Genomic DNA, 21,008 nt, shown 5'->3' with positions numbered 1-21,008 from the left:
GCCTAAGCCGCTAAATCACGTGCAAATGTCCTTGCGCGTCGGTTGTGCGGTGAGAATGTACGCTTCACCAGTTTATGGCGCCGCCAAATGAAATTATCTGCTGAAGTTTTGTTCTTATGCCCAATGTTTTCAGGGTCAAGCCGCTCCTTGAAAACTTTGTGGGGTTCGACGCCGACCGACAGCTGCGTGATTTCCTCAAGCTCAAAGATTGGTATGCGCTCCCAATAGTCAAAGTCTGCTATGAGATAGCGGCGGCCCAAACCAGCTTGATGCCAGACAAAGATGCCCTCTGAAAGCCGTTTGGCTTCTTTTTGCCACGCTACCTGTTGCGTCGCTGCAATTTCCTCCAACTCCCTCCCGGATGGGCCAAATCTCCCCTGAAACCAATCCAGATCGTGATTATCCAGTTCGGAGCGAACGCTTTCCAAGAGGTGATCTCGCCGCGTTTTAATGCGATGTAAGCTTTCAAGGTATTCTTCACCTAGCATCGGCGGTTCATCCGGGCTGATCCAGCTGTGCATAGGATCAACTGATGCTTTGTAGATCAAGGAAACAATGACTTGTTTTGAAATGTCAGGGCCTCATGAAATTGGGTGACGGCGGGATATTAACTTGCACGGGCTTTAGCCAAGAATCTAGCCCACCAGTCGGCCAATTTCACTCTTTCTTCCCAGTGCGTACCTCTGTCGTAAGCTTTGCGCACTTGATTGCTTTCGACATGGGCCAAGGCGCGCTCAATTGCATCGGGGTGCCATAGATTGCTTTCATTCGCTAAGGTGGAAAAGGTCGCACGAAACCCGTGTGCCGTCATTTCTTCGTCGGAATACCCCAATCGGCGCAGAGCGGCGTTCTGGGTGTTTTCGCTCATTGGCCGGTGAAACGAGCGAAGACTTGGAAACAGAAAGCTACCATTGCAGTTGATACGGCGCAGATCATCCAAAAACGCCAACGCCTGCTTAGGTAACGGAACGCTGTGCGGGAGACGCATCTTCATGCGGTCGGCAGGGATTGTCCAAACGGCATTGCCAAAATCAATTTCGGTCCATTCCGCACGGCGCAACTCACCGGGGCGCTGGGCCAAGAGGGCCTGCAATTGCAAAGCAATTCGCGTCGTGACTTGGCCTTCGAATCCGTCAATGGCGCGGAGCAATGCGCCCAGCGCTGTTTTTTCGATGATTGCGGCGCGGGATTTCGGCTTCGGGCGGATCAGAGCATCACGCAAAGCTTGCGCCGGATCAAACTCGGCCACACCACTAGCAACTGCAAACCGAAACACAGCGCTAATCTTCGCACGTAACCTTTGCGCTGTCTCGTAATTTCCCTTTGCTTCAACCTTGCGCAAGCAGTCCAAGATCATTGGCGGCCTTATTTCGATGATCGCTACGTTTCCAAAATCCGCCTTGGCCATGTCCAAGAGCCAAGCGTTTTTCGTTTGCGTTGCTTTGGCGCGCCCTTCCTGCCGTCCTTTTTCAGGAAAGCCGTCAGCCAGTTTCTCGAATATGTGCTCTGCAATCGCACGGCGCGCCTGTTTCTCAGCTTGCTTTGCTGCTCCGGGATCAATCTCTTTGGCAAGCATCGCTTTTGCTTTGTCACGCGCTTCTCTCGCATCGGCAAGCAGAACAGCAGGGTAGGGGCCAAAAGAAAGCCTCTTTTCACGCCCTTCGAAGCGATACTTCAAACGCCACAGGCGCGAACCCGTTGGCGTCACTTCAATATATAGCCCGCCAGAGTCGCTGACCTTGTCGGTCTTTGCTTTGGGTTTGAGGTTTCTAAGTTTCGCATCATTCAATGGCATTGGGGGCATCCTACAAACAGCTAATCCAACAATGTCCCCAATTATGCCCCCAAAGCGGAGGCATTTGGTTGGACCGTGGAAAACTCCATCGGACAACCGGAAGCACGAAAGCCCAACTTTATAGGGCCTTATTGTATGTAGTCGCTTGTCTTTGGATATTGAAGTGGTGCCCGGGGGCGGAATCGAACCACCGACACGAGGATTTTCAATCCACTGCTCTACCCCTGAGCTACCCGGGCACGGGGAACGCTTTGCGTTCGGGTTCCGGCGTTCTAGGCGAGGTCGGGCAGGCTGTCCAGAGGCGTTTGCAACTTTTTCAGTGCGGTTTCGACGCCTGTTGCATCGCTTGCTCGACGGCCTCTTCAATGTCTTCGGGTTCTTGTGAGGGCACGGCGTAATCACCCTTAAGCCATTTGCCCAGATCTATATCGGCGCAGCGTTTGGAGCAGAAGGGCCGATAGGCCTGATCCGGGGGCTTTTCGCAGATGGGGCAGGTCATGTCAGTATCTCGCTCAGGGCCACGCGGTCACGTTTGCGCTGTAGCTCAAAATGACCCAGGGGCGTCCAGCCGACAAGGGCTGTTTCAACGGTATCGGCCCGGAAAGCCGCCCGCAGGGCGGTTTCGAACTGGCGGCGGTCTTTCTTGTTCATCGGCGCCAGATCTAGCGTGATCTGGCCCCCAAGCCCGCGCAGGCGTAACTGCCGGGGTAACTCGCGGGTGGCGGCCAGATTGGCCTTGAGCCCTGCTGCAGGTGAGGTATCGCCGCCTGTATTCACATCCACGGCGGTTAGTGCGCGCGTGGGTTCGACAAACATAAATGCCCCGCCGGATAGCGATGCTTTGGGGCCGCGCAGGGTGTCGATCTGATCGAGTACGCCGAGATCAGCGAAAGAGCCAGCGTCGCTACTGATCTCTGCGGGCTGGGTCCATTCGCGCCAGGCGAGGGTATGGGGATCATCACCCTCCAGCAGTTTTTCCGGTTCTTTGCCGTCTGCGTCGTTGCTGATGGCGCAGGCCAGATCGCGCATTGCTGCGATGTCCTGAGCGATGTCCTCGGCGTTGGCGTCGGCGCAAGATGATCTGAGGATCACGCCCACCTCCTTGCCCGCCATTTCCTCGTGGGCGATTTCGAGCAGCGCGTCGCGGGTTTCATCCTCGCGGATTGCGCGTGACACGTTGATGCCGGGCGCCGAGGGGGTGACGATGGCGTAGCGGCTTTTGAACAGAAGTTTCGCGGTGACCGGGATGGCTTTGCCGGGTTCGGCATAGCCGGTGACCTGCACAATCAGGCTGTCGCCGGGCGCTAGCCCCTTGATCTGGCGCAGGAAAGCCGTGCCATCGGGGGTGTTCATGAACATGCCGCCCTGACCCTTGACGGGCCGTCCGGCCGTGGCGCGGTAGATGGTGCCGGGGACTGGGGCGTCGTGTTCGATCAACAAATCCTCAAGCCGGCCATCGACCAGTAGGGCGGCGGTTTTTGCTGTGTTCAGATGGTCAAGGGCTACGATACGTCCCTTCATGGCATGTCCTTATGTAACGGATACCCGGCGGCGCGCAGCAGGCCCGCGGTCTCAGCCAAGGGCAGCCCCACGACGGCGGTAAACGAGCCTTGTATCCACGGAATGAGCGCGCCTGCGGGTCCCTGAATGCCGTAAGCCCCGGCTTTGCCCTGCCAATCGTTGGTGGCCAGATAGGCGTTCAACTCTTCATCAGACAGCCGTTTCATCTTGACGGTTGTGACCACATCCTTTTCCCAGATGCGATCTCCGCACCGCAGGGCGACGGCGGTGATAACCTTGTGGCGCCGCCCGGACATGGCGAGCAGAAATTCGGCGGCCTCGGCAGCGGTGTCGGGTTTGCCGAGGATGCGGCGTCCGAGGGCCACGGTTGTGTCGGCCGAAAGCACGATGTCACCGGACTCTGCCGGAACGGCAAGCGCCTTTTCACGCGCCATGCGAATGCAGTAGGGGCGGGGCAGTTCCGATTTGAGCGGGGTTTCATCGATGTCGGGGGGGCGGACTTCATCCGCCACCACGCCGATCTGCGCCAGCAGTTCCCGCCGTCGCGGACTGCCGGATCCCAGGATCAGCCGCATGTTCTTGTTCGTTGTCCGCATCTACTTTGATAATCAGCCGTCACTTTTCGGGATGCGGACACGTCGCTTATTTGAAGCGATAGTTGATCCGGCCCTTGGTAAGGTCATAGGGGGTCATCTCGACCTGTACCTTGTCGCCCGCCAGAACCCGGATACGGTTCTTGCGCATTTTCCCCGCCGTGTGCGCGATAATCTCATGGCCGTTTTCAAGCTCGACCCGGAATGTCGCGTTGGGCAGGAGTTCCTTTACGACACCGGGAAATTCGAGCAATTCTTCCTTGGCCATGGTCTCTCCTATTACAGTTTTTCCGCCACGTGGCGGATCGCGCCCCTAAATGGGCCTGTTTGACGTGATTTTCAAGGGGATAATCACCCGAGCGGTTCAGATGTGACATGGCCGTCGCGACCGGTTTGTTCACGCCAGTGGGTGCGGCCCAGCACGCGGCCATCCTTGCGGACATTGGCAATGGTCGCCAGATCGACCTCGGCATAGGTCCAGCCGGGTTGGTTCAGCGTGCCCTCGGCCACTATGCCGGTGTCGGGAAAGCCTGCGTCGGGGGGTGCGAAAATACCGCCCATGCCGGTGTTCATGTCTACGACCGGATTCCAGGGGGCAGGCCCGACAAGTGAGGCCATGACCGAGACGCACTGATTTTCCAGCGCGCGCGCCATTGCGCCGATCCGTACTCGCCAATAGCCCGATAGTGCCTCGGTGCAGGAGGGGACGAGGATCAGGTCGGCATCGGCCAGAGCCCGGCCCAGGAGCGGGAATTCGCTATCATAACAGGTCAGGATCGCGATTTTGCCCAGGCTGGTTTCGAACAGGCGCAAGGGGCCGCCGGAGGCCATCTGCATCGGGTCACGCTCGAACCGGGTCATGATCTGCTTGTCCTGAACGCCGCGTCCGCCGGTGGGTGAGAAGAGGTGGGTGCGATTGACCGGGCGGTTGCTGACGGCATCATCAAAAACCGGGCCGGATCCCGACAGGATATAAACGCCATACTTCGTGGCCAGATCGGCGTGAAGGTCATTGGCGTCATCGATACGGTCCGAGACCGCACGCAGGGAGTTTTCGAGATCGCCCGCGATATCCGGGCCCGACAGCATCGCGAGTTCCATTGCCCCATATTCGGGGAACACCAGAAGCTCCGCACCGTTTTTCGCCGCCTCGGCCACCCAATCGGTGATTTTCTCGGCATAGCTGACCCAGCTATCCGGGGGATCGAGCGGGTAGGCGGCTGTGGCGATTTTCATCTGGATCTCCGGGTGATGATATCGTGGGCTTTCTAAGCGCTGGAGAGCCAATGCGTAAGCACTTATTTGCAGTAACGCCCACGACCGGGCAGGGGCTTTCAAACGGAGTTCGCTCGGCTCACGCCGTTCAGTTTTGCGCTCAGGGCACGCAGCCCCTGGGGGACGTCCCCCAGCCCCCCGATCCGATGGGAGTGGGAAAGTCTGCCGCGTGCCGTATTTGTCTACTTGCCGCGCGGCGCTGATTTTGGGATAACACCTTCAGAAACAGGAGCCTGCCCCATGTCCGCCCGTATTTACAAACCTGCCCGCAACGCCATGCAATCCGGTACCGCCAAGACCAAGCACTGGGTGCTGGAATATGTGGCGGATGAAGCGCGCAGCGTCGATCCGTTGATGGGCTGGACATCATCATCGGATACGCAGGCGCAGGTCAGGGTGCGGTTTTCGTCTAAAGAGGCGGCGTTGGATTATGCTGAAGAGAAGGGCATTGATGCAATCGTGCAGGAACCGAAGACCCGCAAGCCCAACATCCGGCCCGGCGGCTATGGTGAGAACTTCGCGACAAACCGCCGCGGGGCGTGGACGCATTAAGGCGCGCCAGGCGCCCTGAGTCTTTGATTTGCGCAACTTAGAGTCTGGTGGCTGTGGCGGACACGGACAGACCTTTCTGTCCAGTTAGCCGGAGTGTGTTAGCGGATTTGACCCGGATCAAGGCGGCTTGTGCCATCTCTCGTTACCCTGCTGATCGGACACGAGAAGGAGGCGCCTTATGACGACAGTCGAAACGAAGACCAATTCCAGAAAAAAGCCAGAAGTAGCGCCGGATGTTGCGCCGGAGAGCACATCCGAGACCGATGATGTGACAAGCCTGCGCAAGGCGTTCGAGAACGGCAAATACCCCTACGATACCAAGCTGGGTCGTCGTCCGTATGAAGATCAAAAGGCAAAGCTTCAGGCTGAGTTGCTGAAGGTACAGCATTGGGCACAGGAGACGGGCCAGAAGTTCGTTCTGTTGTTCGAAGGTCGTGATGCGGCGGGCAAGGGCGGCACGATCAAGCGATTTACCGAGCATCTGAACCCCCGGTCGGCGCGCGTTGTTGCCCTGAACAAACCCACAGATGAGGAACGTGGGCAATGGTTTTTCCAGCGATATGTTGACCATCTGCCAACCAGGGGTGAAATGGTGTTCTATGACCGCTCCTGGTACAACCGGGCCGGCGTTGAACGGGTAATGGGCTTTTGTGAGCCGACAGAATATCTGGAATTCATGCGCCAAACGCCCGAATTGGAGCGCATGCTGGTCCGGTCGGGCATCCGGCTTTACAAATACTGGTTTTCGGTGACGCAAGATGAACAGAAACGCCGCTTTGACAGCCGCGCCACGGATCCGCTCAAGCAGTGGAAGCTCAGCCCGATTGACCGACAGTCACTGGGCAAGTGGGATGACTACACCGAGGCCAAAGAGGCGATGTTCTTCTACACAGACACGGCTGACGCACCCTGGACCGTGATCAAGTCGAATGACAAGAAACGTGCGCGTCTCAACTGTATGCTGCATTTCCTGAATTCGGTGGATTATCCAGGCAAGGATCTTGAAGTCTCGACGCCGCCCGATCCGCTGATTGTCAGTACGGCGCAGCATGTCGTGCACCAATCCGAACATATCCTGGGGACCGCCCTGCATCCCGATCAGCGCAAGCAACGCTAAAGCATATGTGACGATAAGGCCGCCTCTGGGCTGGTCTCTACCAGATGGGTGTCACACCTGCCTTGCCTTTGCCGAAGGGCGGGCGTAGGGCGGGATTATGCAACAGCCCTCGGGATATATTCATCACGCAAAGCGTGTGCTCAGCCTTGGCCTGCCGCTGATCGGCAGCCATCTGGCGCAGTTTGCCGTCACGCTCAGCGATGCGGTCATGCTGGGCTGGTACTCGGTCGAGGCGCTGGCCGCCGAGGTGCTGGGTGGGACGCTGTGGTTTGTTCTTTTTATCGTGGGATCGGGCTTTGCCTTCGCGGTGATGCCGATGGTTGCTGCCGCCAACGCGGCCGAGGACGAAACCCAGGTGCGCCGGATCACCCGCATGGGCATGTGGGCCTCAGTGATCTTTGGCGTTGCGATCCTGCCGTTGACGATCTGGTCAGAGGCACTGTTTCTGGGGTTGAGGCAGGACCCGGAAACATCAGCGCTGGCAGCCGACTATCTGACCATTGTGGGCTGGTCGATCGTACCCGCCCTGCTGGTAATGGTGCTGAAATCTTTCCTGGCGGCCCTAGAGCGAACCCAGATCGTGCTGTGGGTAACAGTTGGCGCGGTCCTTCTGAATATCGCGGTTAATTATTTGCTGATCTTCGGCAATTGGGGCTTCCCCGAGATGGGCATTCGCGGGGCTGCAATCGCCTCCTTGACGGTCAGTACCGCATCGCTCGTGGTGCTGGTGGGGTATGTCATGCTGGTCACACCGCAATTCGCACTTTTTCAGCGGCTCTGGCGCCCGGATTGGGAGGCGCTGGCACAGGTTTTCCGTCTGGGCTGGCCGATTGGGTTGACCAACCTGTCGGAAGTGGCGCTGTTTGCAGCATCCTCGATAATGATGGGTTGGTTGGGCACCTTGCAGTTAGCGGCGCATGGGGCCGCATTGCAGGTGACATCCGCCGTATTCATGGTGCATATCGGCTTATCCAACGTCGCCACGGTGCGTGCCGCTCAGGCTTCAGAGCGGCGCGATGTTCAGGGGCTGCGCGATGGCGCAAAAGTGGTGATTGCGATGTCGATTCTTACGGCGCTATTGACCGTCATTGCCTTTCTGGTGGTGCCGGAGTTTCTGATCGGCCTTTTCATGCATCCTGATGAGCCCGACCGCGCCGGGGTGATCGTCATCGGCGTCGGCTTGTTGGCCGCCGCCGCGCTGTTCCAGTTTGCCGATGCGGCGCAGGTGATGGCCCTGGGCCTCTTGCGCGGGCTGCAGGACACCAAGGTGCCGATGATCATCGCCGCGGTCAGCTATTGGCTGATCGGCGTGCCTGTCAGCTATGGGCTGGGCTTTACCTGGGGGATGGGCGGTGTCGGCATTTGGCTGGGTTTGGCGGTGGGGCTGGCGATTGCCGGGGTCTTGATGATGGTGCGGTTCTGGGGTTGGTCGGTGCGCAACACGGCTTGAGCCGTGGTCAACTTTGATCCGTTTATCCGTTTCGGCAAAGCAGCCGCTGATCCGGGTGCTCCAAGGTCATTACAGTGATGGAATCAAAAGGGCCGGTCGTTGAGACCGGCCCTCTTTATCTCCGTATGCTCCTGCGATTACTCGCGGTTGCCAAGAAGCTGCAGCAGGAACATGAACATGTTGATGAAGTCCAGATAGAGGTTCAACGCGCCCATGATTGCCGCCTTGCCCAGCCATTCCGTGTCACCGTGGTGAGCATGAGCCAAGTAGGTGTTCTTGATGTTCTGCGTGTCATAGGCGGTAAGGCCCGCAAAGATCAGCACACCTAGGATCGAGATCGCGAACATGATCGCGGGCGAGCCCAGGAAGATGTTGATGATCGAAGCCACGATCAGGCCGATCACGCCCATGATCAGGAAGCTGCCCCAGCCCGAGATGTCTTTCTTGGTGGTGTAGCCCCAAAGCGACAGGCCAGCGAAGGCGATTGCGGTCGTCAGAAAGACCTGCGCGATCGAGAAGTCGGTGAAGATCACGAAGATATAGCTGATCGAGACGCCCATGACGGCGGCGAAGAAGTAAAAGAACAGCTGCGCTGCTGCGGCCGACAGTTTGTTAATCATCGCGCTGAAAGCGAAAACCAGGATCAGCGGCGCAAACATCACCACCCAACGGGTCATGCCCGTGAACAGCGTTTCCATCATAGCGGCGTTGTTGCCGATAGCCCAGGCCGCGGCGAAGGTGATCAGCATGCCGACGGACATCGTGCCGTAGACCTTGTTCATATGGGCGCGCAGACCCTCGTCAATCGCGGCTGTACGCGTGCCTGCGCTGCTCCGGATTGTGTCAAATTCAGCCATCTAAACCTCCGATAAGTGTTCTGGCTGGCCCCGAAATGGAACCGTTGCCGTCAATATCGGTTAGTTGGCCTGTGTTTTCAAGGTTTTCCGACGCCGGAAACATAGTATTTTAAAGGCTATTCAGCGCAGATTTTAAGGCAGATCCCAAAAAGGCCTCCGGGATTCCCGCAGCGCATCGTCGCGGCTGAGCCCGATATCGTCCAGTGCGGCGTCATCAAGCCGGGCCAGTACCCGTCGTTGGCGGTACACAGTCAGCATGTCAATAAACGAAAAGCGCCGGGATGGGGTGGGGTGGCAGGGATGGCTGGTATTGGACAGGAATGCCATGTCGTTTCCTTTCGAATTCTTGATGCATTGATCTCTTTGCATTTCATGTCTTGATATTTATGCCAACCTCAGTCCATATTGAAAGCGAATGTTTGTGACGGATACCATCAAGGAGTGTGATGAATGAGAAATCTCGACATAACCACGTTGCGATCCTTTGTGGCGCTTTCCGATTATGGCGGTGTCACTCGGGCGGCCTCGGCGCTCAACCTGACGCAGTCGGCGGTGTCGATGCAGCTTAAGCGGCTTGAGGAGCTTCTGGGGGTTGATCTGCTGGACCGAAGTAACCGCAAGATCGCCCTGACGCCATCTGGCGAACAATTGCTCAGCTATGCCCGTCGGCTGGTAGATCTGAACGATGAGGTGGTTGGGCGGCTCACAGACCAGGTCTGGGAGGGGGAGGTCACCTTTGGCGTGCCGCATGACATCATCTATCCGGCGATCCCACGCGTGCTGAAACAGTTCAATGCCGCGTTCCCGAGGGTCAAGGTGCTGTTGAATTCATCCTATTCCACCGCCCTGATCGAAGCCTATGGCCAGGGCGAGATGGATCTGATCCTGACAACGGAAACCATCGTCGGCCCCGGCGGCGAGGTTTTGACTGAAATGCCGCTTCGCTGGTACGGGGCCGTCAATGGTTCGGTCTGGAAAAAGCGCCCGCTGCAACTGGCCAATTGCCGCAACTGCCTGTTTCGGGCGGGCGCAATCGAAAAGCTGGAACAGGCCGAGATCGATTGGGAAAACGCCATTGATTCAAATTCCGACGGCGCGATAGAGGCAACGGTGAGCGCCGATCTCGCGGTCACGACCATCCTCGAAGGCAGCGCGCCGCGCCATCTTGAGCTGGTCCCTGCAGCGGCAAACCTGCCGGATCTGGGCACGCAGAAGGTCAACATGTATGGCGGGCGCACACCGCGCAACGAATTGGTAGAGCAACTGGCGGTCATGGTCAGAAACGGCTTTTGCGCCAGCGAGACCGCAGTCGTTAATCAATCGTGACGACGACCTTGCCGGTTGATTTGCGGCTGCGCAGCAGCTCCAGCGCATCGGCGGCCTGTTCCAGCGGAAAGACCTGGCAGATATGGGGTTTGATCCGACCGGCTTCGTACCATTCCAGTAGGGTTCGCAGACTATTTGTCACGATCTCGGGGCGAAATTTCAGATATCCGCCCCAGTAAAGCCCCATAACGCTGATATTCTTCACCAGGAGGTGGTTGGCGGGGATTTGCGGCACCTCGCCGCTGGCAAATCCTATGGGTAGAATACGCGCTTCGGGATTGCACGCCCGAAAGGCCGCCTTGAACTGATCGCCGCCGATCGGGTCGTAAACTACATCGACACCGCCAAGCGCTTTGCAGACATCGCGGATATCTTGGGTTTTGGCGTCGATCAGATGATCGGCCCCGGCGGCACGCGCAACCTCAAGTTTATCGTTGCCGCGGGCGCAGGCAATGACCGTCGCGCCCATCAATTTTCCAATCTCGACTGCGGTCAACCCCACACCCCCGGCCGCGCCGAGCACCAACAGAGTCTCGCCACGTTGAAGTCGCGCCTTGTAATCCAGCGCCACATGGCTGGTACCATAGGCGATCTGGAATGCGGCGGCGTCGGTGGGGTTCATTGTTTCCGGCAGCTCGACGACACGATCTGCGGGAAAGCAGCCGTACTCGGCCAATCCGCCCTGTCCGGCGAAGACAGCGACACGCGTGCCGACCGGGGGTGCTGCTGTGTCCGGGCCAAGCGCGTCAATGACGCCCGCCACCTCCATACCCATGGTGAACGGTGGGGCAGGCGTGTCCTGATACTTACCTTCGATCATTAGAAGATCCGCGAAGTTCAGGCCGCAAGATTCTGTTTTTATACGGATTTCCCCTGACCCAGGTTTTGGCATTTCGGCGTGTGACAGTTCGGGAAGGGTATCAAAAGACTTTATCTGAAACGCGCGCATCTGGAGCTATTACCTTTTTCGGAGCAGTGGATCTTGTGTTGATGCGGCCTAGCCGCCCTGGGCCGAGTTTGTCAAATACCGATAGCAGGGGCGAATGGACCTATTCAAAAGGATAGGGCGCAAGTCTAGATTGTTTCTCATTAGCATAGGTCACGTTTCCGGATAGTAATATTTCTTGTATTTTAACGGCATAATGTTACCTTTGCGGCGCGCTGCAGGGATGCGTGGCGTAATGAACGGTAAATATTGGCTCCACCGCGCCTGTTGTTTCGGGTGTCGGATGTTTGGGGCAGCTAAAGGAAGGAATAACCATGCCGCACCCCGTCGACGTACATGTCGGTAAACGAATTCGCCATCGTCGCTGGCTTGTCGGAATGACGCAGCAACAACTGGCCGAGAGTGTTGGAATAAAGTTTCAGCAAATTCAAAAATACGAAACCGGTGCCAACCGCGTAAGCGCCTCCCGGCTTTGGGATATCGCCGACGCGCTTGATGTCGAGGTCAGTTTTTTCTTTGAGGGGTTGGACAGCGAAAGCTCTGACCGGGATGAGGGAAGTTCAGTACCGTCCGACTTGCTGGGGGATAAGGAAGCGCTTGATCTGGTGCGGTCTTACTATGCAATTCCGGAAAACCAGCGCCGTCGCCTGTTTGATCTTGCCCGGGTGCTGAGCGACGTCGCTTGAGGTCGCGCTAAATTCTGTCTACTCATGCTGCTGATCGTGGCATGAGGGACAGTTTTTCATTGGACATCGAAGATATTGTAAAAACCGCGCATGCGGTGGCAGATGCCGCGCGCGAGACTGTTCTGCCGTATTTCCGCTCAGAGTCTCTGACCGCGGATAACAAGGCCGGGCAGGGGTTCGACCCAGTAACCGAGGGGGACCGGGCCACAGAACGTGCGATGCGCGATGTGCTGGCGCGGATGCGTCCGCAGGATGGCATTCTGGGTGAGGAGTACGGCACCCAGGCCGGTGAAAGTGGTCTGACCTGGGTGCTTGATCCGATCGATGGCACACGCGGTTTCATGTCTGGCACGCCAACCTGGGGTGTGCTTATCGCCGTATCTGACCAGAACGGCCCATTCTACGGGATTGTCGACCAGCCCTATATCGGAGAACGATTTGAAGGCGGTCTTGGCCATAGCCGGGTTGTCGGACCAATGGGGGAACGGCAACTACGGGTGCGCGGCGAGCGGTCGCTTGATGACGCAGTGCTCTACACAACGTTTCCCGAGGTGGGCACACCCGAAGAAGGCTCGGCCTTCAAGGCCGTGGCGAGCAAGGCCAAACTTACACGCTACGGGATGGATTGTTATGCTTATGCGCTCTTGGCGGCGGGGCAGATCGACCTGGTCATCGAGTCCGGATTGCAAATCTATGACATCCAGGCACCGCTTGCAGTGATTGAGGCCGCCGGCGGCATCGTCACCGACTGGCAGGGCGGTCCGGCACATCAGGGCGGTCGGGTGCTTGCGGCGGCGGGACGGCAGCAACATGAGGCCGCGCTGGAGATATTGTCTCGCGTGGCGTGATTTATCACACGTCGCGGTTTTGCAGTGTTTTGATCTTGATTGGCTACTGGTCGGTTTGATTTCAAGAAGAGGTTTCGGAAGGTCTCTCGACGCCGAAAAAGGGCCAAACACGCCGCGCTTCGTCGGTGCCACGCTCGGCGTTGATGTGACAATAGAACCATGCCGCCAAAGTGGTTCCGTCTGCATCGCTATGACGATATTATCGACTGATAGAGCGGTTCTTTGCCCCTTTCCACCGCTCTGAATGCACATGTGTCCGAGGGGGTCGGCACAGTCGAAACAGGGGATATTCCAATGGCTGAAATACTGATCAAGGATGCTGATCACGTCCTCACAATGAACGATGCGCGTCAGGAATTGGCGAAGGTCGACATTCTGATCCGCGATGGTGTGATCGCAGAACTAGGGCAGGGGCTGCAGACCGGCGGAGAGGTCGTACCGGCGCGCGGTTGTGTGGTGACGCCCGGGTTGGTCAATACTCATCACCATCTCTACCAGTCCCTGACACGGGCAGTTCCTGGTGCTCAGGATGCACTGCTTTTTGGCTGGTTGCAGACGCTCTATCCGATCTGGGCGCGCTTTGGCCCCGAGGAAATGCGTGTCTCGGCCCTGACCGGGTTGGCGGAACTGGCGCTGTCAGGCTGTACGCTCAGCTCCGACCACCTCTATCTTTACCCGAATGGCTCCCGGCTTGACGATACGATCGAGGCGGCACAGGAGATCGGTCTGCGGTTTCATCCCACCCGCGGCGCGATGAGCATCGGCGAAAGTGCGGGTGGTCTGCCGCCAGACACACTGGTCGAGGATGAGGCTGCCATTCTGGACGATTGCATCCGTGTGATAGATGCGTTCCATGACCCGAAAGAAGGCTCGATGTGCCGGGTAGGTGTCGCGCCGTGCTCGCCGTTCTCGGTCAGTCGTGAGTTGATGCGAGATGCTGCCCTGCTGGCGCGCGAAAAGGGTGTGATGCTGCATACCCATCTCGCGGAAAACGACGAGGATATTACTTACTCGCTGTCGAAATTTGGCTGCCGGCCCGGGCAATTTGCCGAAGAACTGGGATGGACCGGGAATGATGTCTGGCATGCACATTGTGTAAAATTGAACGCAGATGAGATTGACTTGATGGCTAAAACGCGAACCGGCGTGGCGCATTGCCCCTGCTCAAATTGCCGTCTGGGCTCGGGCATCGCACCGATCCGGAACATGCGCGATGCCGGTGTGGCGGTGGGGCTGGGCGTGGACGGGTCGGCGAGCAATGATACGGGCAATATGGTGTTGGAAGCGCGCCAAGCGATGTTGTTGCAGCGCGTGGCGCGGGGCGCAGATGCTATGAGCGCCCGGGAGGCGCTGGAGATTGCGACGCGCGGTGGTGCCCGAGTGCTGGGTCGGCAGGATTGCGGGCAACTAAGCCCCGGAAAACGCGCCGATATCGCCATCTGGGATTGCAGTGGAACAGAGGCGGCGGGCAGTTGGGATCCTGCCGCCTTGCTGCTGGCTGGTCCCCATCGGGTGCGCGATCTGTTTGTTGAGGGCCGGCAGATCGTTCGGGGCGGGTTTTTGACGACGGTAGATCTGCCCGTTCTGATCCGGAAACAGAATGACTTGGCGCGCGGTCTCGCCGCAGCTTGATTAGGCGAAACAAAGCCAGGCGATCCAGTCATTGACGGGCGTTTCGCGCGCCACCCTGATGTAATGCCGACAATTTGAAGTGTTGGGGTGTTATTAACTAAGCCCTGCCATCCTGCGCGGGTTTAAGCGGAGCAGGACATGCACGGGTCAATCAACAGGGCTATTGAGCGCTTTGTTCGCGATACATATGGGCGCGACGTCTGGATCGAGTTGACGAAAAAGTTGCAACTCGGGTTCGTCGAATTCGAGCCGATGTTGAATTACGAAGACGATCTGACGATCAGATTGCTGGACGAATTATCGCGTGAATTGAGCCAGTCCAGGGCTGATATATTAGAGGATATCGGGACCTACCTCATGTCGCATGCGAATTTCGAACCGCTGCGCCGTTTGCTGCGTTTTAGTGGCGTTACATTTCTCGATTTTCTGCATTCTCTCGATGATCTCCAGGCGCGCACGCGCCTCGCACTGGCGGATCTGGAGTTGCCGATGCTGGAGCTGCGTGAATTCGCGACTGATTTCTTTTGCCTGACAGTCCATTCGGAACAGGCCCGGTTGCCAGGATTTGGGCACGTCGTGACCGGCTTGTTGCGGGCGATGGCCGACGATTATGGCGCGCTGGTCTTTTTGCAGCACAAAGGCGGGCGTGACGGGCGCGAGATCATCGAGGTACGGTTGTTGGAAACCGCCTACGCGTCCGGCAGAGAATTCGAACTGGGGGCGCGCGCCGGATGACACAGAATGCCAGTATTCAGCAACTTGGCCATCTGCTGAACATAATCTGCCCGATGCATGCGGTGTTGGATCATACCGGCCACATCGTGCATGCGGGGGCCTCGACAAACAAGCTGCTCCGGACTGAAGATGCCACTGGCGCCCGGTTTCTGGAAATTTTCGAACTGAAACGACCGCGCCGGGTATCGACGATGCAGGAGCTTTGCGCGATCGATGGTGTCAAATTGCATTTGCAGCTTCGTGCCGCACCACGTACCGAGCTCAAGGGCGTGCTGGTGCCATTGGGCGACACCCCGGCTTTCGGGCCCGCGGGCGGTGCAATTGTCAATCTGTCTTTCGGCATTTCGGTATTGGAGGCGGTTAAGGATTTTTCCCTGACCAGTGCCGATTTTGCGGTGACCGATCTGGCGGTCGAAATGCTCTATCTGGTCGAGGCTAAATCGGCTGTGATGGAGGCCTCGCGCAAGCTGAATCTGCGCCTGCAGGGTGCCAAGATAGCGGCCGAAGAACAGGCGTTTACAGACACGCTGACTGGGTTGGGTAACCGCCGCGCTATGGATCAGGTGCTAAGCCGGCTGATGGAGACCGAACAGGATTTCGCCCTGATGCATCTGGATCTCGATTATTTTAAGGCGGTCAATGACAACATGGGGCATGCGGCAGGAGATCATGTGCTGCAACGGGTGGCGGAACTCATGGTGGCTGAAACCCGGGGGGATGACACGATTATTCGGGCTGGTGGCGATGAATTTGTCCTTGTCTTCGCCCGGTTGATTAACCAGGAGCGGGTGTCGGAAATCGCCAATCGCCTGATATCGCGGTTGGAAGAGCCGATACTGTTCAACGGGCGGGAATGCAGGATCTCGGCTAGCATTGGGACAACGATCAGCGGTAACTACAAGATGCCGGCCCTCGAGCAGATGATGGATGATGCGGATGTCGCCCTTTATGCCGCTAAAAGGCGCGGGCGCGGGCAGCATGTGCTTTTCGACCCTTCATTGCGGGGCGGTGACAGCGTTGTCACCATGCATCAGGCGCGATAACCGGCCAGGAAAGCGCATAGCTGCTTTGCCACATTCGGGGATAGCCCACACGGGATTGTCATACGCCAGTCACTCGACAAAGCGGGGCAATCCGGCTAGCTCTGACAGCATCGAAATCAGACCTTCCGGCGTGCCATGAAAATCGTTGCCAGTTTCCTGCTTCTGCTGACCTTCATTTTTAATGCAAATGCCGTTCTGGCGCGGTCAGGTCCTCCTGCACCCGGAACAGAGCAGGACATGGCGGTATTGGCACAGGCTATTCTGGCACTCGGCCCCGAGGTGAGTCCGGAAGAGGCCATGCGTGCGGCGCGCGTGACTTATTCCTATACCTATCAGCTGGCGCAGGAATACGAGATCACTGACCATCCGCTTGTTCACAATACCAAGGTGAACATGGGCAAGAAGAAACGTGGATTGTGCTGGCACTGGGCGCATGACATCGAAGCCCGCCTGAAACAGGAAAATTTCCAGACACTCGATCTGCATCGGGCGATCGCCAATTCGTTTAACATCCGGTTGGAGCACAGCACGGCCATTATCAGTCGCAAGGGCGACACTTTCCAGCACGGCATTGTGCTGGACCCGTGGCGCAAGGGGGGGGTGCTCTTCTGGTCGCCAACTCTTGAAGATCGGCGTTATACATGGCTGCCCCGCAAAGAGGTGTTGGTAAAAAAGCGTGAGCTGAAGCGCAACAAGGTAAAGAGCGCCGGTAACACTCGCACCGGTGGGCTGCAAAGTAGTAATAGATAAATGCCTCAGTATCACCTTTGATTTTAGAAGCATAATCAGTGCGCTAACGGCTCAACTTAATGCAATGTGCGGGCGAAGACAATCGCCGATTTTCGCACAATCGCCTTAGCTTATTTTCCCTTCCATACAGGGTCGCGTTTTTCAGCAAATGCGCGGGCGCCTTCCATTTGATCCTCGGACGCATAGAGCGCATCAACCGTGCCGAATTGCCGCTGGGTGATCCGGTTCATCGCGTCCTGAAACGTCATCGCCTCGGCCTCGCGGACGATTTCCTTGATCGCGGCATAAACCAGTGGCGGACCCGAGGCGAGGTGATCTGCCAGCGCGCGGGTTTCGTCCATCAGTTGCGGCCCGGGAATAATGCGGTTGATCATCCCCCAGCGAGCAGCTTCTTCGGCGTTGATCCACCGGCCCGTCAGCAGCATCTCCATCGCGACATGATAGGGAATGCGCTTCGGCAATTTGACCGAAGCCGCATCTGCCACGGTGCCCGAGCGGATTTCGGGCAGGGCGAAGCTGGCATGATCTGCCGCCAGAATGATATCGGCGCTGAGCGCCAGTTCCAGCCCGCCGCCACAGCAGATCCCATTGACGGCGGCAATGATCGGTTTGTTCATCGCCCGCATTTCCTGAATGCCGCCAAAACCGCCGACGCCATAATCGCCGTCTACTGCGTCCCCATCGGCGGCGGCTTTCAGATCCCAGCCCGGGCAAAAGAACTTCTCTCCGCCACCGGTAATGATCGCAACGCGCAACTCGGGATCGTCGCGGAATTCCTGAAAGACATCCCCCATGATCCGGCTGGTCTTCAGGTCGATCGCATTGGCCTTGGGCCGGTCAAGCGTTACTTCAAAAACAGCACCGCGCCGGGTGGTCTTAATGGGGTTGTCTGTCATGTGTTGTCTCCGATCCTGATCAGGGCATCTGCGGCCACTGCCGACGTGGGCGTACAGATAAGAGGGTTAATTTCCACCTCGTCGAGCACCGAGGCATTGGCAGTAACATAGGCCTGTACCGCCAGCACCACAGCAACTATCGCCGGCCGATCTGCGGCGGGTTTGCCGCGATAACCCGCGAGCAGCGGCGCGATGCGCAGCGTGTCGAGAGCCGCCAGGATATCGGCCTCGGTCACCGGCAACAAAAGCGAGGTGTTGTCGCGCAAAATCTCGGTCAGTGTGCCGCCTGCGGCCAGTGTCAGGACAAAACCATGCGCCGGGTCACGCACCACACCGACCAGTAATTCGACGACCCCTTCGGCGATCATTTCCTCCACCAGAAAGCTTCGGGCTTTCATTGCACGGGCCGCGTCGATCACCGCGTTGATACTCTCCAAGTCAAGGGCGACGCCCCCGGCTTCGGTCTTGTGGGCCAAACCCTCGGCCTTCAGCACGACGGGCAGGGCTAGGCCGCCTAGGGCCTGGGCAATATCCTCGGGCGATGCCGCACGCGCCGACGCAGGAACCGGGATACCAAATCCCGCTAAAGCTTTCTTGGCCTGTGCTTCGCTCAACACATTGGTTGTGCGCGGCTCTCCAGCGATCAAAACCGGGGCAACCGGGGGGGATCCCTGTCCCAGAAATGCTGCGGCCTCGATGGCCGTCAGCGTATCGTCAAGCCCGTGCATCGGGATCAGGCCCGCCTTAGCGATGCGGGTGGCCATCGCCTCGGAAAGCGCCTCGGGCAGGGTGGAGACAATCGCGAGTGGTTTGCCTGCGGACGCGCTGGCGCGTGCCCCGGCCGTGATGGTGCAATCCCAGAAGGATGTGTCGCAACGATCTTCGCGCGGGTAGTCGGTGATCAGGCAACCAAGAGAGATATCGCCCGACAGCGCGGCAGCAAAAGTGTCAGCCATAGCCTCGGTGTCGTTCCAGATAAAAGTGTGATAATCCAACGGATTAGCCAGTGCTACCATCGGTCCCAGGGTGGATCTCAAGCCCTGATGCTGAGCCTCGGAGAGCGGGGGAAAGCTGACCTTTCGACCCAGGGCGCTATCGGCCATCAGGCTTGCCTCGCCGCCCGAACAGGACATTGATACGATCCGGGATGAGGGCAACGGCCCCGCGAAATGCAACAGTTTGAGCGTCTCGAGAAGCGCGGTCAGACTGTCAACCTGTGCAATGCCGAGCCGCGCAAAAAGTGCCCTGGCGCCCGCGTCACTGCCCGATAACGATGCCGTGTGAGAGATCGCCGCCGCGCGCGCCTGTGCGGATTTTCCGGCCTTCAGTGCGACCAACGGTTTGCCAAGGCGCCGGGCGTCATCGGCAAACGCCTCGAACGCCCGCAGATCGCCCACTCCCTCGATATGCATACCAAGGGCAGTGACGCGGTCGTCCGCCAAGAGGGCGCGACCGATCTGCGAGAGTCCGATTTGCGCCTGGTTGCCCGCAGTGACGACATAGGCCAGCGGCAAGCCTCGCGCCTGCATGGTCAGGTTAATCGCCATGTTCGAGCTTTGCGTCAGGATCGCGACACCCTGCGCGCTGCGTACGCCACCGTGTTGATCCGGCCAGAGAAGCGCACCATCGAGATAGTTGATGAAACCATAGCAATTAGGTCCAATGATCGGCATCTCGCCCGCGGCTTCAAGCAGGGTGGCTTGCAGGCTATTGCCATCGCCGGTCTCGGCCTGCGCTTCGCGAAAACCGCTGGCGAAACAAACGGCGCCCCCGGCGCCCATCTCGCGAAGGGTGCGTACGGTTTCGATCGTCAGGTGGCGATTGACGCCGATGAACGTGGCGTCGGGTACGCCGGGTAGATCGGCCAGCGCTGGATACGTCGCGACGCCTCCCACCTCCGACCGTTTGGGGTGCACCGGCCAGACCGGGCCGTCAAATCCCATCTTTTGGCATTGGGTGACCACTGAGTTACACCACGCGCCGCCGCCAATCACCGCGATCGATCGTGGACTAAGAAGGCGCGACAATCTGGGCGTTGCGGTCCCTGCCTGTGTGGTGACGTCATGTTCATTCATCTGGTTCATTAGCAGGTTCCGACATGCGCATTGAGAAAATCTGCTATTTCCGCCAGCGACGCCGCCGCCTCGGGAATGGCCTCGTAATATTCAAACACATGCCACATCCCGTCCCAAAGGCGCAGATCTGCATAACCGCCAGACGCGCGCATCGCACGAGCCAGTTGGGCGCAGATCCCGACAAACCTGTCGCGCGTACCTGTCGTAATCAGGCAGGGCGGCCATTCGGGACCAAAACTGCCATAGAGCGGGGACAGCCGTGGATCGAAAGGATCGGTGCCCGGCGCATAGATGCCCGGCATTTCCTCTACCAGTGGAATGTGCAGCGTGGGATCGTCCGGTGCGTCACTCGGGTCAAATTGGGGCGACATGTCAGCGGCTGGTGACAACAAGGCAACCCCCCTCAAGTCGATGCCTTTTGCCAGCAGCTCCCGCGTGACCGACAGCGCCAGATTTCCGCCTGCGGATTCCCCCGCTATGGCGCATGGACGGAGTGCCAGCGCGACCGAGAGCGCATTATTCAGACCAGCCGGAAAGGGGTATTCGGGAGCGAGCGCATAGGCGGGCGAAACCACCTGCAGGCCGGTTCGAGCCGCCAGAGTGGAACTGATGAACAGATCTTCCAGCGGGCTGCCCATAATGAAACTGCCGCCATAGAGATAAAGTAGCTGTGCTTTGCCATCCCAGCTTTCTGGCGTAATCAACAAGCTACGAATCCCAGCTACATCTTCCCAGTCCAGCGTCACACCGTGTCTCGCCGCCAGGGCCGGGGCACATGCTTCGGCTTCGGTCAGCGCATCGGCCCGCATTGTTGGCAATTCGGATGCGTTGAATTCCCAGCAATTGCGATTGGCCGGATCGGCCAGAAACGCGCGTGCTTCGGCGCTAGGCGAAAGCGGGACGGGCATGGG

General features: G+C 58.3%; 23 protein-coding genes and 1 tRNA gene. 10 read left to right on the top strand and 14 right to left on the bottom strand.

What is annotated here, in order from left to right; translation table 11 throughout:
- Positions 1 to 2: 2 nt before the first annotated feature.
- The 8 genes from LC334_RS00920 to LC334_RS00885 all read right to left on the bottom strand — a co-directional run bounded on the left by LC334_RS00920 (position 3) and on the right by LC334_RS00885 (position 5,145).
- Entirely contained in the window at positions 3 to 548 is a 546-nt protein-coding gene (locus LC334_RS00920; protein WP_139836252.1) for a hypothetical protein, read from the bottom strand.
- 59 nt (positions 549 to 607) lie between these two features.
- Positions 608 to 1,795, bottom strand: a complete 1,188-nt coding sequence (locus tag LC334_RS00915; RefSeq protein ID WP_176237588.1) for a tyrosine-type recombinase/integrase — start codon at positions 1,793 to 1,795, stop codon at positions 608 to 610.
- A 164-nt stretch (positions 1,796 to 1,959) separates the two neighbouring features.
- Positions 1,960 to 2,034 (bottom strand) — tRNA-Phe (locus LC334_RS00910).
- A gap of 77 nt (positions 2,035 to 2,111) precedes the next feature.
- Positions 2,112 to 2,294, bottom strand: a complete 183-nt coding sequence (locus LC334_RS00905) for a DNA gyrase inhibitor YacG (RefSeq protein ID WP_085798351.1) — start codon at positions 2,292 to 2,294, stop codon at positions 2,112 to 2,114.
- The gene (locus LC334_RS00900; RefSeq protein WP_085798350.1) at positions 2,291 to 3,316 is read right to left on the bottom strand and encodes a ribonuclease E/G; all 1,026 of its coding nucleotides are present in this window, start codon (positions 3,314 to 3,316) and stop codon (positions 2,291 to 2,293) included. Before LC334_RS00900 ends, LC334_RS00905 begins: the two co-directional genes overlap by 4 nt.
- Positions 3,313 to 3,891 (bottom strand): Maf family protein, encoded by a 579-nt coding sequence (locus tag LC334_RS00895; protein WP_085798349.1) that lies wholly within the window; start codon positions 3,889 to 3,891, stop codon positions 3,313 to 3,315. Before LC334_RS00895 ends, LC334_RS00900 begins: the two co-directional genes overlap by 4 nt.
- A 67-nt stretch (positions 3,892 to 3,958) precedes the next feature.
- Positions 3,959 to 4,177 carry a translation initiation factor IF-1 gene (infA, locus tag LC334_RS00890; RefSeq protein WP_007205486.1) on the bottom strand — a complete coding sequence of 73 codons (219 nt, stop codon included), beginning with the start codon at positions 4,175 to 4,177 and terminating at the stop codon, positions 3,959 to 3,961.
- Between the two features lie 83 nt (positions 4,178 to 4,260).
- Positions 4,261 to 5,145, bottom strand: a complete 885-nt coding sequence (locus LC334_RS00885; protein ID WP_085798348.1) for a carbon-nitrogen hydrolase family protein — start codon at positions 5,143 to 5,145, stop codon at positions 4,261 to 4,263.
- A gap of 279 nt (positions 5,146 to 5,424) precedes the next feature.
- On the opposite strand from LC334_RS00885, the gene LC334_RS00880 reads away from it, so the two are divergent.
- From LC334_RS00880 to LC334_RS00870, 3 genes are all read left to right on the top strand, one after another.
- Positions 5,425 to 5,736: an ETC complex I subunit gene (locus tag LC334_RS00880; protein WP_085798347.1), complete on the top strand. Its 312-nt coding sequence runs from the start codon at positions 5,425 to 5,427 to the stop codon at positions 5,734 to 5,736.
- A 178-nt stretch (positions 5,737 to 5,914) separates the two neighbouring features.
- A complete protein-coding gene (gene ppk2 / locus LC334_RS00875) occupies positions 5,915 to 6,853 on the top strand; it encodes a polyphosphate kinase 2 (RefSeq protein WP_085798346.1) in 939 nt (312 codons plus the stop codon).
- Between the two features lie 97 nt (positions 6,854 to 6,950).
- The gene (locus tag LC334_RS00870; RefSeq protein WP_085798345.1) at positions 6,951 to 8,303 is read left to right on the top strand and encodes an MATE family efflux transporter; all 1,353 of its coding nucleotides are present in this window, start codon (positions 6,951 to 6,953) and stop codon (positions 8,301 to 8,303) included.
- A gap of 137 nt (positions 8,304 to 8,440) precedes the next feature.
- Here the strand turns inward: LC334_RS00870 and LC334_RS00865 are convergent, their stop codons facing one another.
- Both LC334_RS00865 and LC334_RS00860 read right to left on the bottom strand, forming a co-directional pair.
- Positions 8,441 to 9,160, bottom strand: coding sequence for a Bax inhibitor-1/YccA family protein (locus tag LC334_RS00865; RefSeq protein ID WP_085798344.1), 720 nt, complete (start codon positions 9,158 to 9,160; stop codon positions 8,441 to 8,443).
- Positions 9,161 to 9,292: 132 nt separating this feature from the next.
- Positions 9,293 to 9,487, bottom strand: a complete 195-nt coding sequence (locus tag LC334_RS00860) for a DUF1127 domain-containing protein (RefSeq protein ID WP_085798760.1) — start codon at positions 9,485 to 9,487, stop codon at positions 9,293 to 9,295.
- 123 nt (positions 9,488 to 9,610) lie between these two features.
- Between LC334_RS00860 and LC334_RS00855 the strand changes: the two genes are divergently transcribed.
- A complete protein-coding gene (locus LC334_RS00855) occupies positions 9,611 to 10,486 on the top strand; it encodes a LysR family transcriptional regulator (RefSeq protein ID WP_085798343.1) in 876 nt (291 codons plus the stop codon).
- Here LC334_RS00855 and LC334_RS00850 read toward each other — a convergent pair.
- Positions 10,473 to 11,435, bottom strand: a complete 963-nt coding sequence (locus tag LC334_RS00850; RefSeq protein WP_085798342.1) for an NADPH:quinone oxidoreductase family protein — start codon at positions 11,433 to 11,435, stop codon at positions 10,473 to 10,475. The genes LC334_RS00855 and LC334_RS00850 overlap by 14 nt on opposite strands.
- Before the next feature lie 311 nt (positions 11,436 to 11,746).
- Here LC334_RS00850 and LC334_RS00845 point away from each other — a divergent pair, with 311 nt between their 5' ends.
- The 6 genes from LC334_RS00845 to LC334_RS00820 all read left to right on the top strand — a co-directional run bounded on the left by LC334_RS00845 (position 11,747) and on the right by LC334_RS00820 (position 17,126).
- Positions 11,747 to 12,118 carry a helix-turn-helix domain-containing protein gene (locus LC334_RS00845; RefSeq protein WP_085798341.1) on the top strand — a complete coding sequence of 124 codons (372 nt, stop codon included), beginning with the start codon at positions 11,747 to 11,749 and terminating at the stop codon, positions 12,116 to 12,118.
- 41 nt (positions 12,119 to 12,159) lie between these two features.
- Positions 12,160 to 12,966 (top strand): histidinol-phosphatase, encoded by an 807-nt coding sequence (hisN, locus tag LC334_RS00840; protein WP_085798340.1) that lies wholly within the window; start codon positions 12,160 to 12,162, stop codon positions 12,964 to 12,966.
- A 294-nt stretch (positions 12,967 to 13,260) separates the two neighbouring features.
- On the top strand, positions 13,261 to 14,598 hold the full coding sequence (locus tag LC334_RS00835) for an 8-oxoguanine deaminase (protein WP_085798339.1): 1,338 nt from the start codon (positions 13,261 to 13,263) through the stop codon (positions 14,596 to 14,598).
- Between the two features lie 138 nt (positions 14,599 to 14,736).
- On the top strand, positions 14,737 to 15,333 hold the full coding sequence (locus LC334_RS00830) for a heme NO-binding domain-containing protein (protein WP_085798338.1): 597 nt from the start codon (positions 14,737 to 14,739) through the stop codon (positions 15,331 to 15,333).
- Positions 15,330 to 16,376: a GGDEF domain-containing protein gene (locus LC334_RS00825; RefSeq protein WP_085798337.1), complete on the top strand. Its 1,047-nt coding sequence runs from the start codon at positions 15,330 to 15,332 to the stop codon at positions 16,374 to 16,376. The genes LC334_RS00830 and LC334_RS00825 overlap by 4 nt, the downstream gene beginning before the upstream one ends.
- 135 nt (positions 16,377 to 16,511) lie before the next feature.
- The gene (locus tag LC334_RS00820) at positions 16,512 to 17,126 is read left to right on the top strand and encodes a hypothetical protein (protein ID WP_085798336.1); all 615 of its coding nucleotides are present in this window, start codon (positions 16,512 to 16,514) and stop codon (positions 17,124 to 17,126) included.
- Positions 17,127 to 17,236: 110 nt separating this feature from the next.
- Here the strand turns inward: LC334_RS00820 and LC334_RS00815 are convergent, their stop codons facing one another.
- From LC334_RS00815 to LC334_RS00805, 3 genes are read right to left on the bottom strand one after another with little or no spacing between them, the layout of a single operon-like run.
- Positions 17,237 to 18,022, bottom strand: coding sequence for a carnitinyl-CoA dehydratase (locus LC334_RS00815; RefSeq protein WP_085798335.1), 786 nt, complete (start codon positions 18,020 to 18,022; stop codon positions 17,237 to 17,239).
- Positions 18,019 to 20,106: an acetate--CoA ligase family protein gene (locus LC334_RS00810; protein WP_223412833.1), complete on the bottom strand. Its 2,088-nt coding sequence runs from the start codon at positions 20,104 to 20,106 to the stop codon at positions 18,019 to 18,021. The genes LC334_RS00815 and LC334_RS00810 overlap by 4 nt, the downstream gene beginning before the upstream one ends.
- Entirely contained in the window at positions 20,106 to 21,005 is a 900-nt protein-coding gene (locus LC334_RS00805; protein ID WP_085798334.1) for an alpha/beta hydrolase fold domain-containing protein, read from the bottom strand. The genes LC334_RS00810 and LC334_RS00805 overlap by 1 nt, the downstream gene beginning before the upstream one ends.
- Positions 21,006 to 21,008: the final 3 nt, after the last annotated feature.

The sequence above is a fragment of the Roseovarius aestuarii genome (genome assembly GCF_019966515.1).
Classification (GTDB): Bacteria; Pseudomonadota; Alphaproteobacteria; order Rhodobacterales; family Rhodobacteraceae; genus Roseovarius; species Roseovarius aestuarii.
This window is presented reverse-complemented; position numbering and strand designations above follow the sequence as displayed.

Coding starts and splice junctions, on each gene's coding strand:
- LC334_RS00915 (WP_176237588.1), bottom strand. CDS start 1,795: ATGCCATTGAATGATGCGAAACTTAGAAACCTCAAACCCAAAGCAAAG.
- LC334_RS00905 (WP_085798351.1), bottom strand. CDS start 2,294: ATGACCTGCCCCATCTGCGAAAAGCCCCCGGATCAGGCCTATCGGCCC.
- LC334_RS00900 (WP_085798350.1), bottom strand. CDS start 3,316: ATGAAGGGACGTATCGTAGCCCTTGACCATCTGAACACAGCAAAAACC.
- LC334_RS00895 (WP_085798349.1), bottom strand. CDS start 3,891: ATGCGGCTGATCCTGGGATCCGGCAGTCCGCGACGGCGGGAACTGCTG.
- infA (WP_007205486.1), bottom strand. CDS start 4,177: ATGGCCAAGGAAGAATTGCTCGAATTTCCCGGTGTCGTAAAGGAACTC.
- LC334_RS00885 (WP_085798348.1), bottom strand. CDS start 5,145: ATGAAAATCGCCACAGCCGCCTACCCGCTCGATCCCCCGGATAGCTGG.
- LC334_RS00880 (WP_085798347.1), top strand. CDS start 5,425: ATGTCCGCCCGTATTTACAAACCTGCCCGCAACGCCATGCAATCCGGT.
- ppk2 (WP_085798346.1), top strand. CDS start 5,915: ATGACGACAGTCGAAACGAAGACCAATTCCAGAAAAAAGCCAGAAGTA.
- LC334_RS00870 (WP_085798345.1), top strand. CDS start 6,951: ATGCAACAGCCCTCGGGATATATTCATCACGCAAAGCGTGTGCTCAGC.
- LC334_RS00865 (WP_085798344.1), bottom strand. CDS start 9,160: ATGGCTGAATTTGACACAATCCGGAGCAGCGCAGGCACGCGTACAGCC.
- LC334_RS00860 (WP_085798760.1), bottom strand. CDS start 9,487: ATGGCATTCCTGTCCAATACCAGCCATCCCTGCCACCCCACCCCATCC.
- LC334_RS00855 (WP_085798343.1), top strand. CDS start 9,611: ATGAGAAATCTCGACATAACCACGTTGCGATCCTTTGTGGCGCTTTCC.
- LC334_RS00850 (WP_085798342.1), bottom strand. CDS start 11,435: ATGCGCGCGTTTCAGATAAAGTCTTTTGATACCCTTCCCGAACTGTCA.
- LC334_RS00845 (WP_085798341.1), top strand. CDS start 11,747: ATGCCGCACCCCGTCGACGTACATGTCGGTAAACGAATTCGCCATCGT.
- hisN (WP_085798340.1), top strand. CDS start 12,160: ATGAGGGACAGTTTTTCATTGGACATCGAAGATATTGTAAAAACCGCG.
- LC334_RS00835 (WP_085798339.1), top strand. CDS start 13,261: ATGGCTGAAATACTGATCAAGGATGCTGATCACGTCCTCACAATGAAC.
- LC334_RS00830 (WP_085798338.1), top strand. CDS start 14,737: ATGCACGGGTCAATCAACAGGGCTATTGAGCGCTTTGTTCGCGATACA.
- LC334_RS00825 (WP_085798337.1), top strand. CDS start 15,330: ATGACACAGAATGCCAGTATTCAGCAACTTGGCCATCTGCTGAACATA.
- LC334_RS00820 (WP_085798336.1), top strand. CDS start 16,512: ATGAAAATCGTTGCCAGTTTCCTGCTTCTGCTGACCTTCATTTTTAAT.
- LC334_RS00815 (WP_085798335.1), bottom strand. CDS start 18,022: ATGACAGACAACCCCATTAAGACCACCCGGCGCGGTGCTGTTTTTGAA.
- LC334_RS00810 (WP_223412833.1), bottom strand. CDS start 20,106: ATGAACCAGATGAATGAACATGACGTCACCACACAGGCAGGGACCGCA.
- LC334_RS00805 (WP_085798334.1), bottom strand. CDS start 21,005: ATGCCCGTCCCGCTTTCGCCTAGCGCCGAAGCACGCGCGTTTCTGGCC.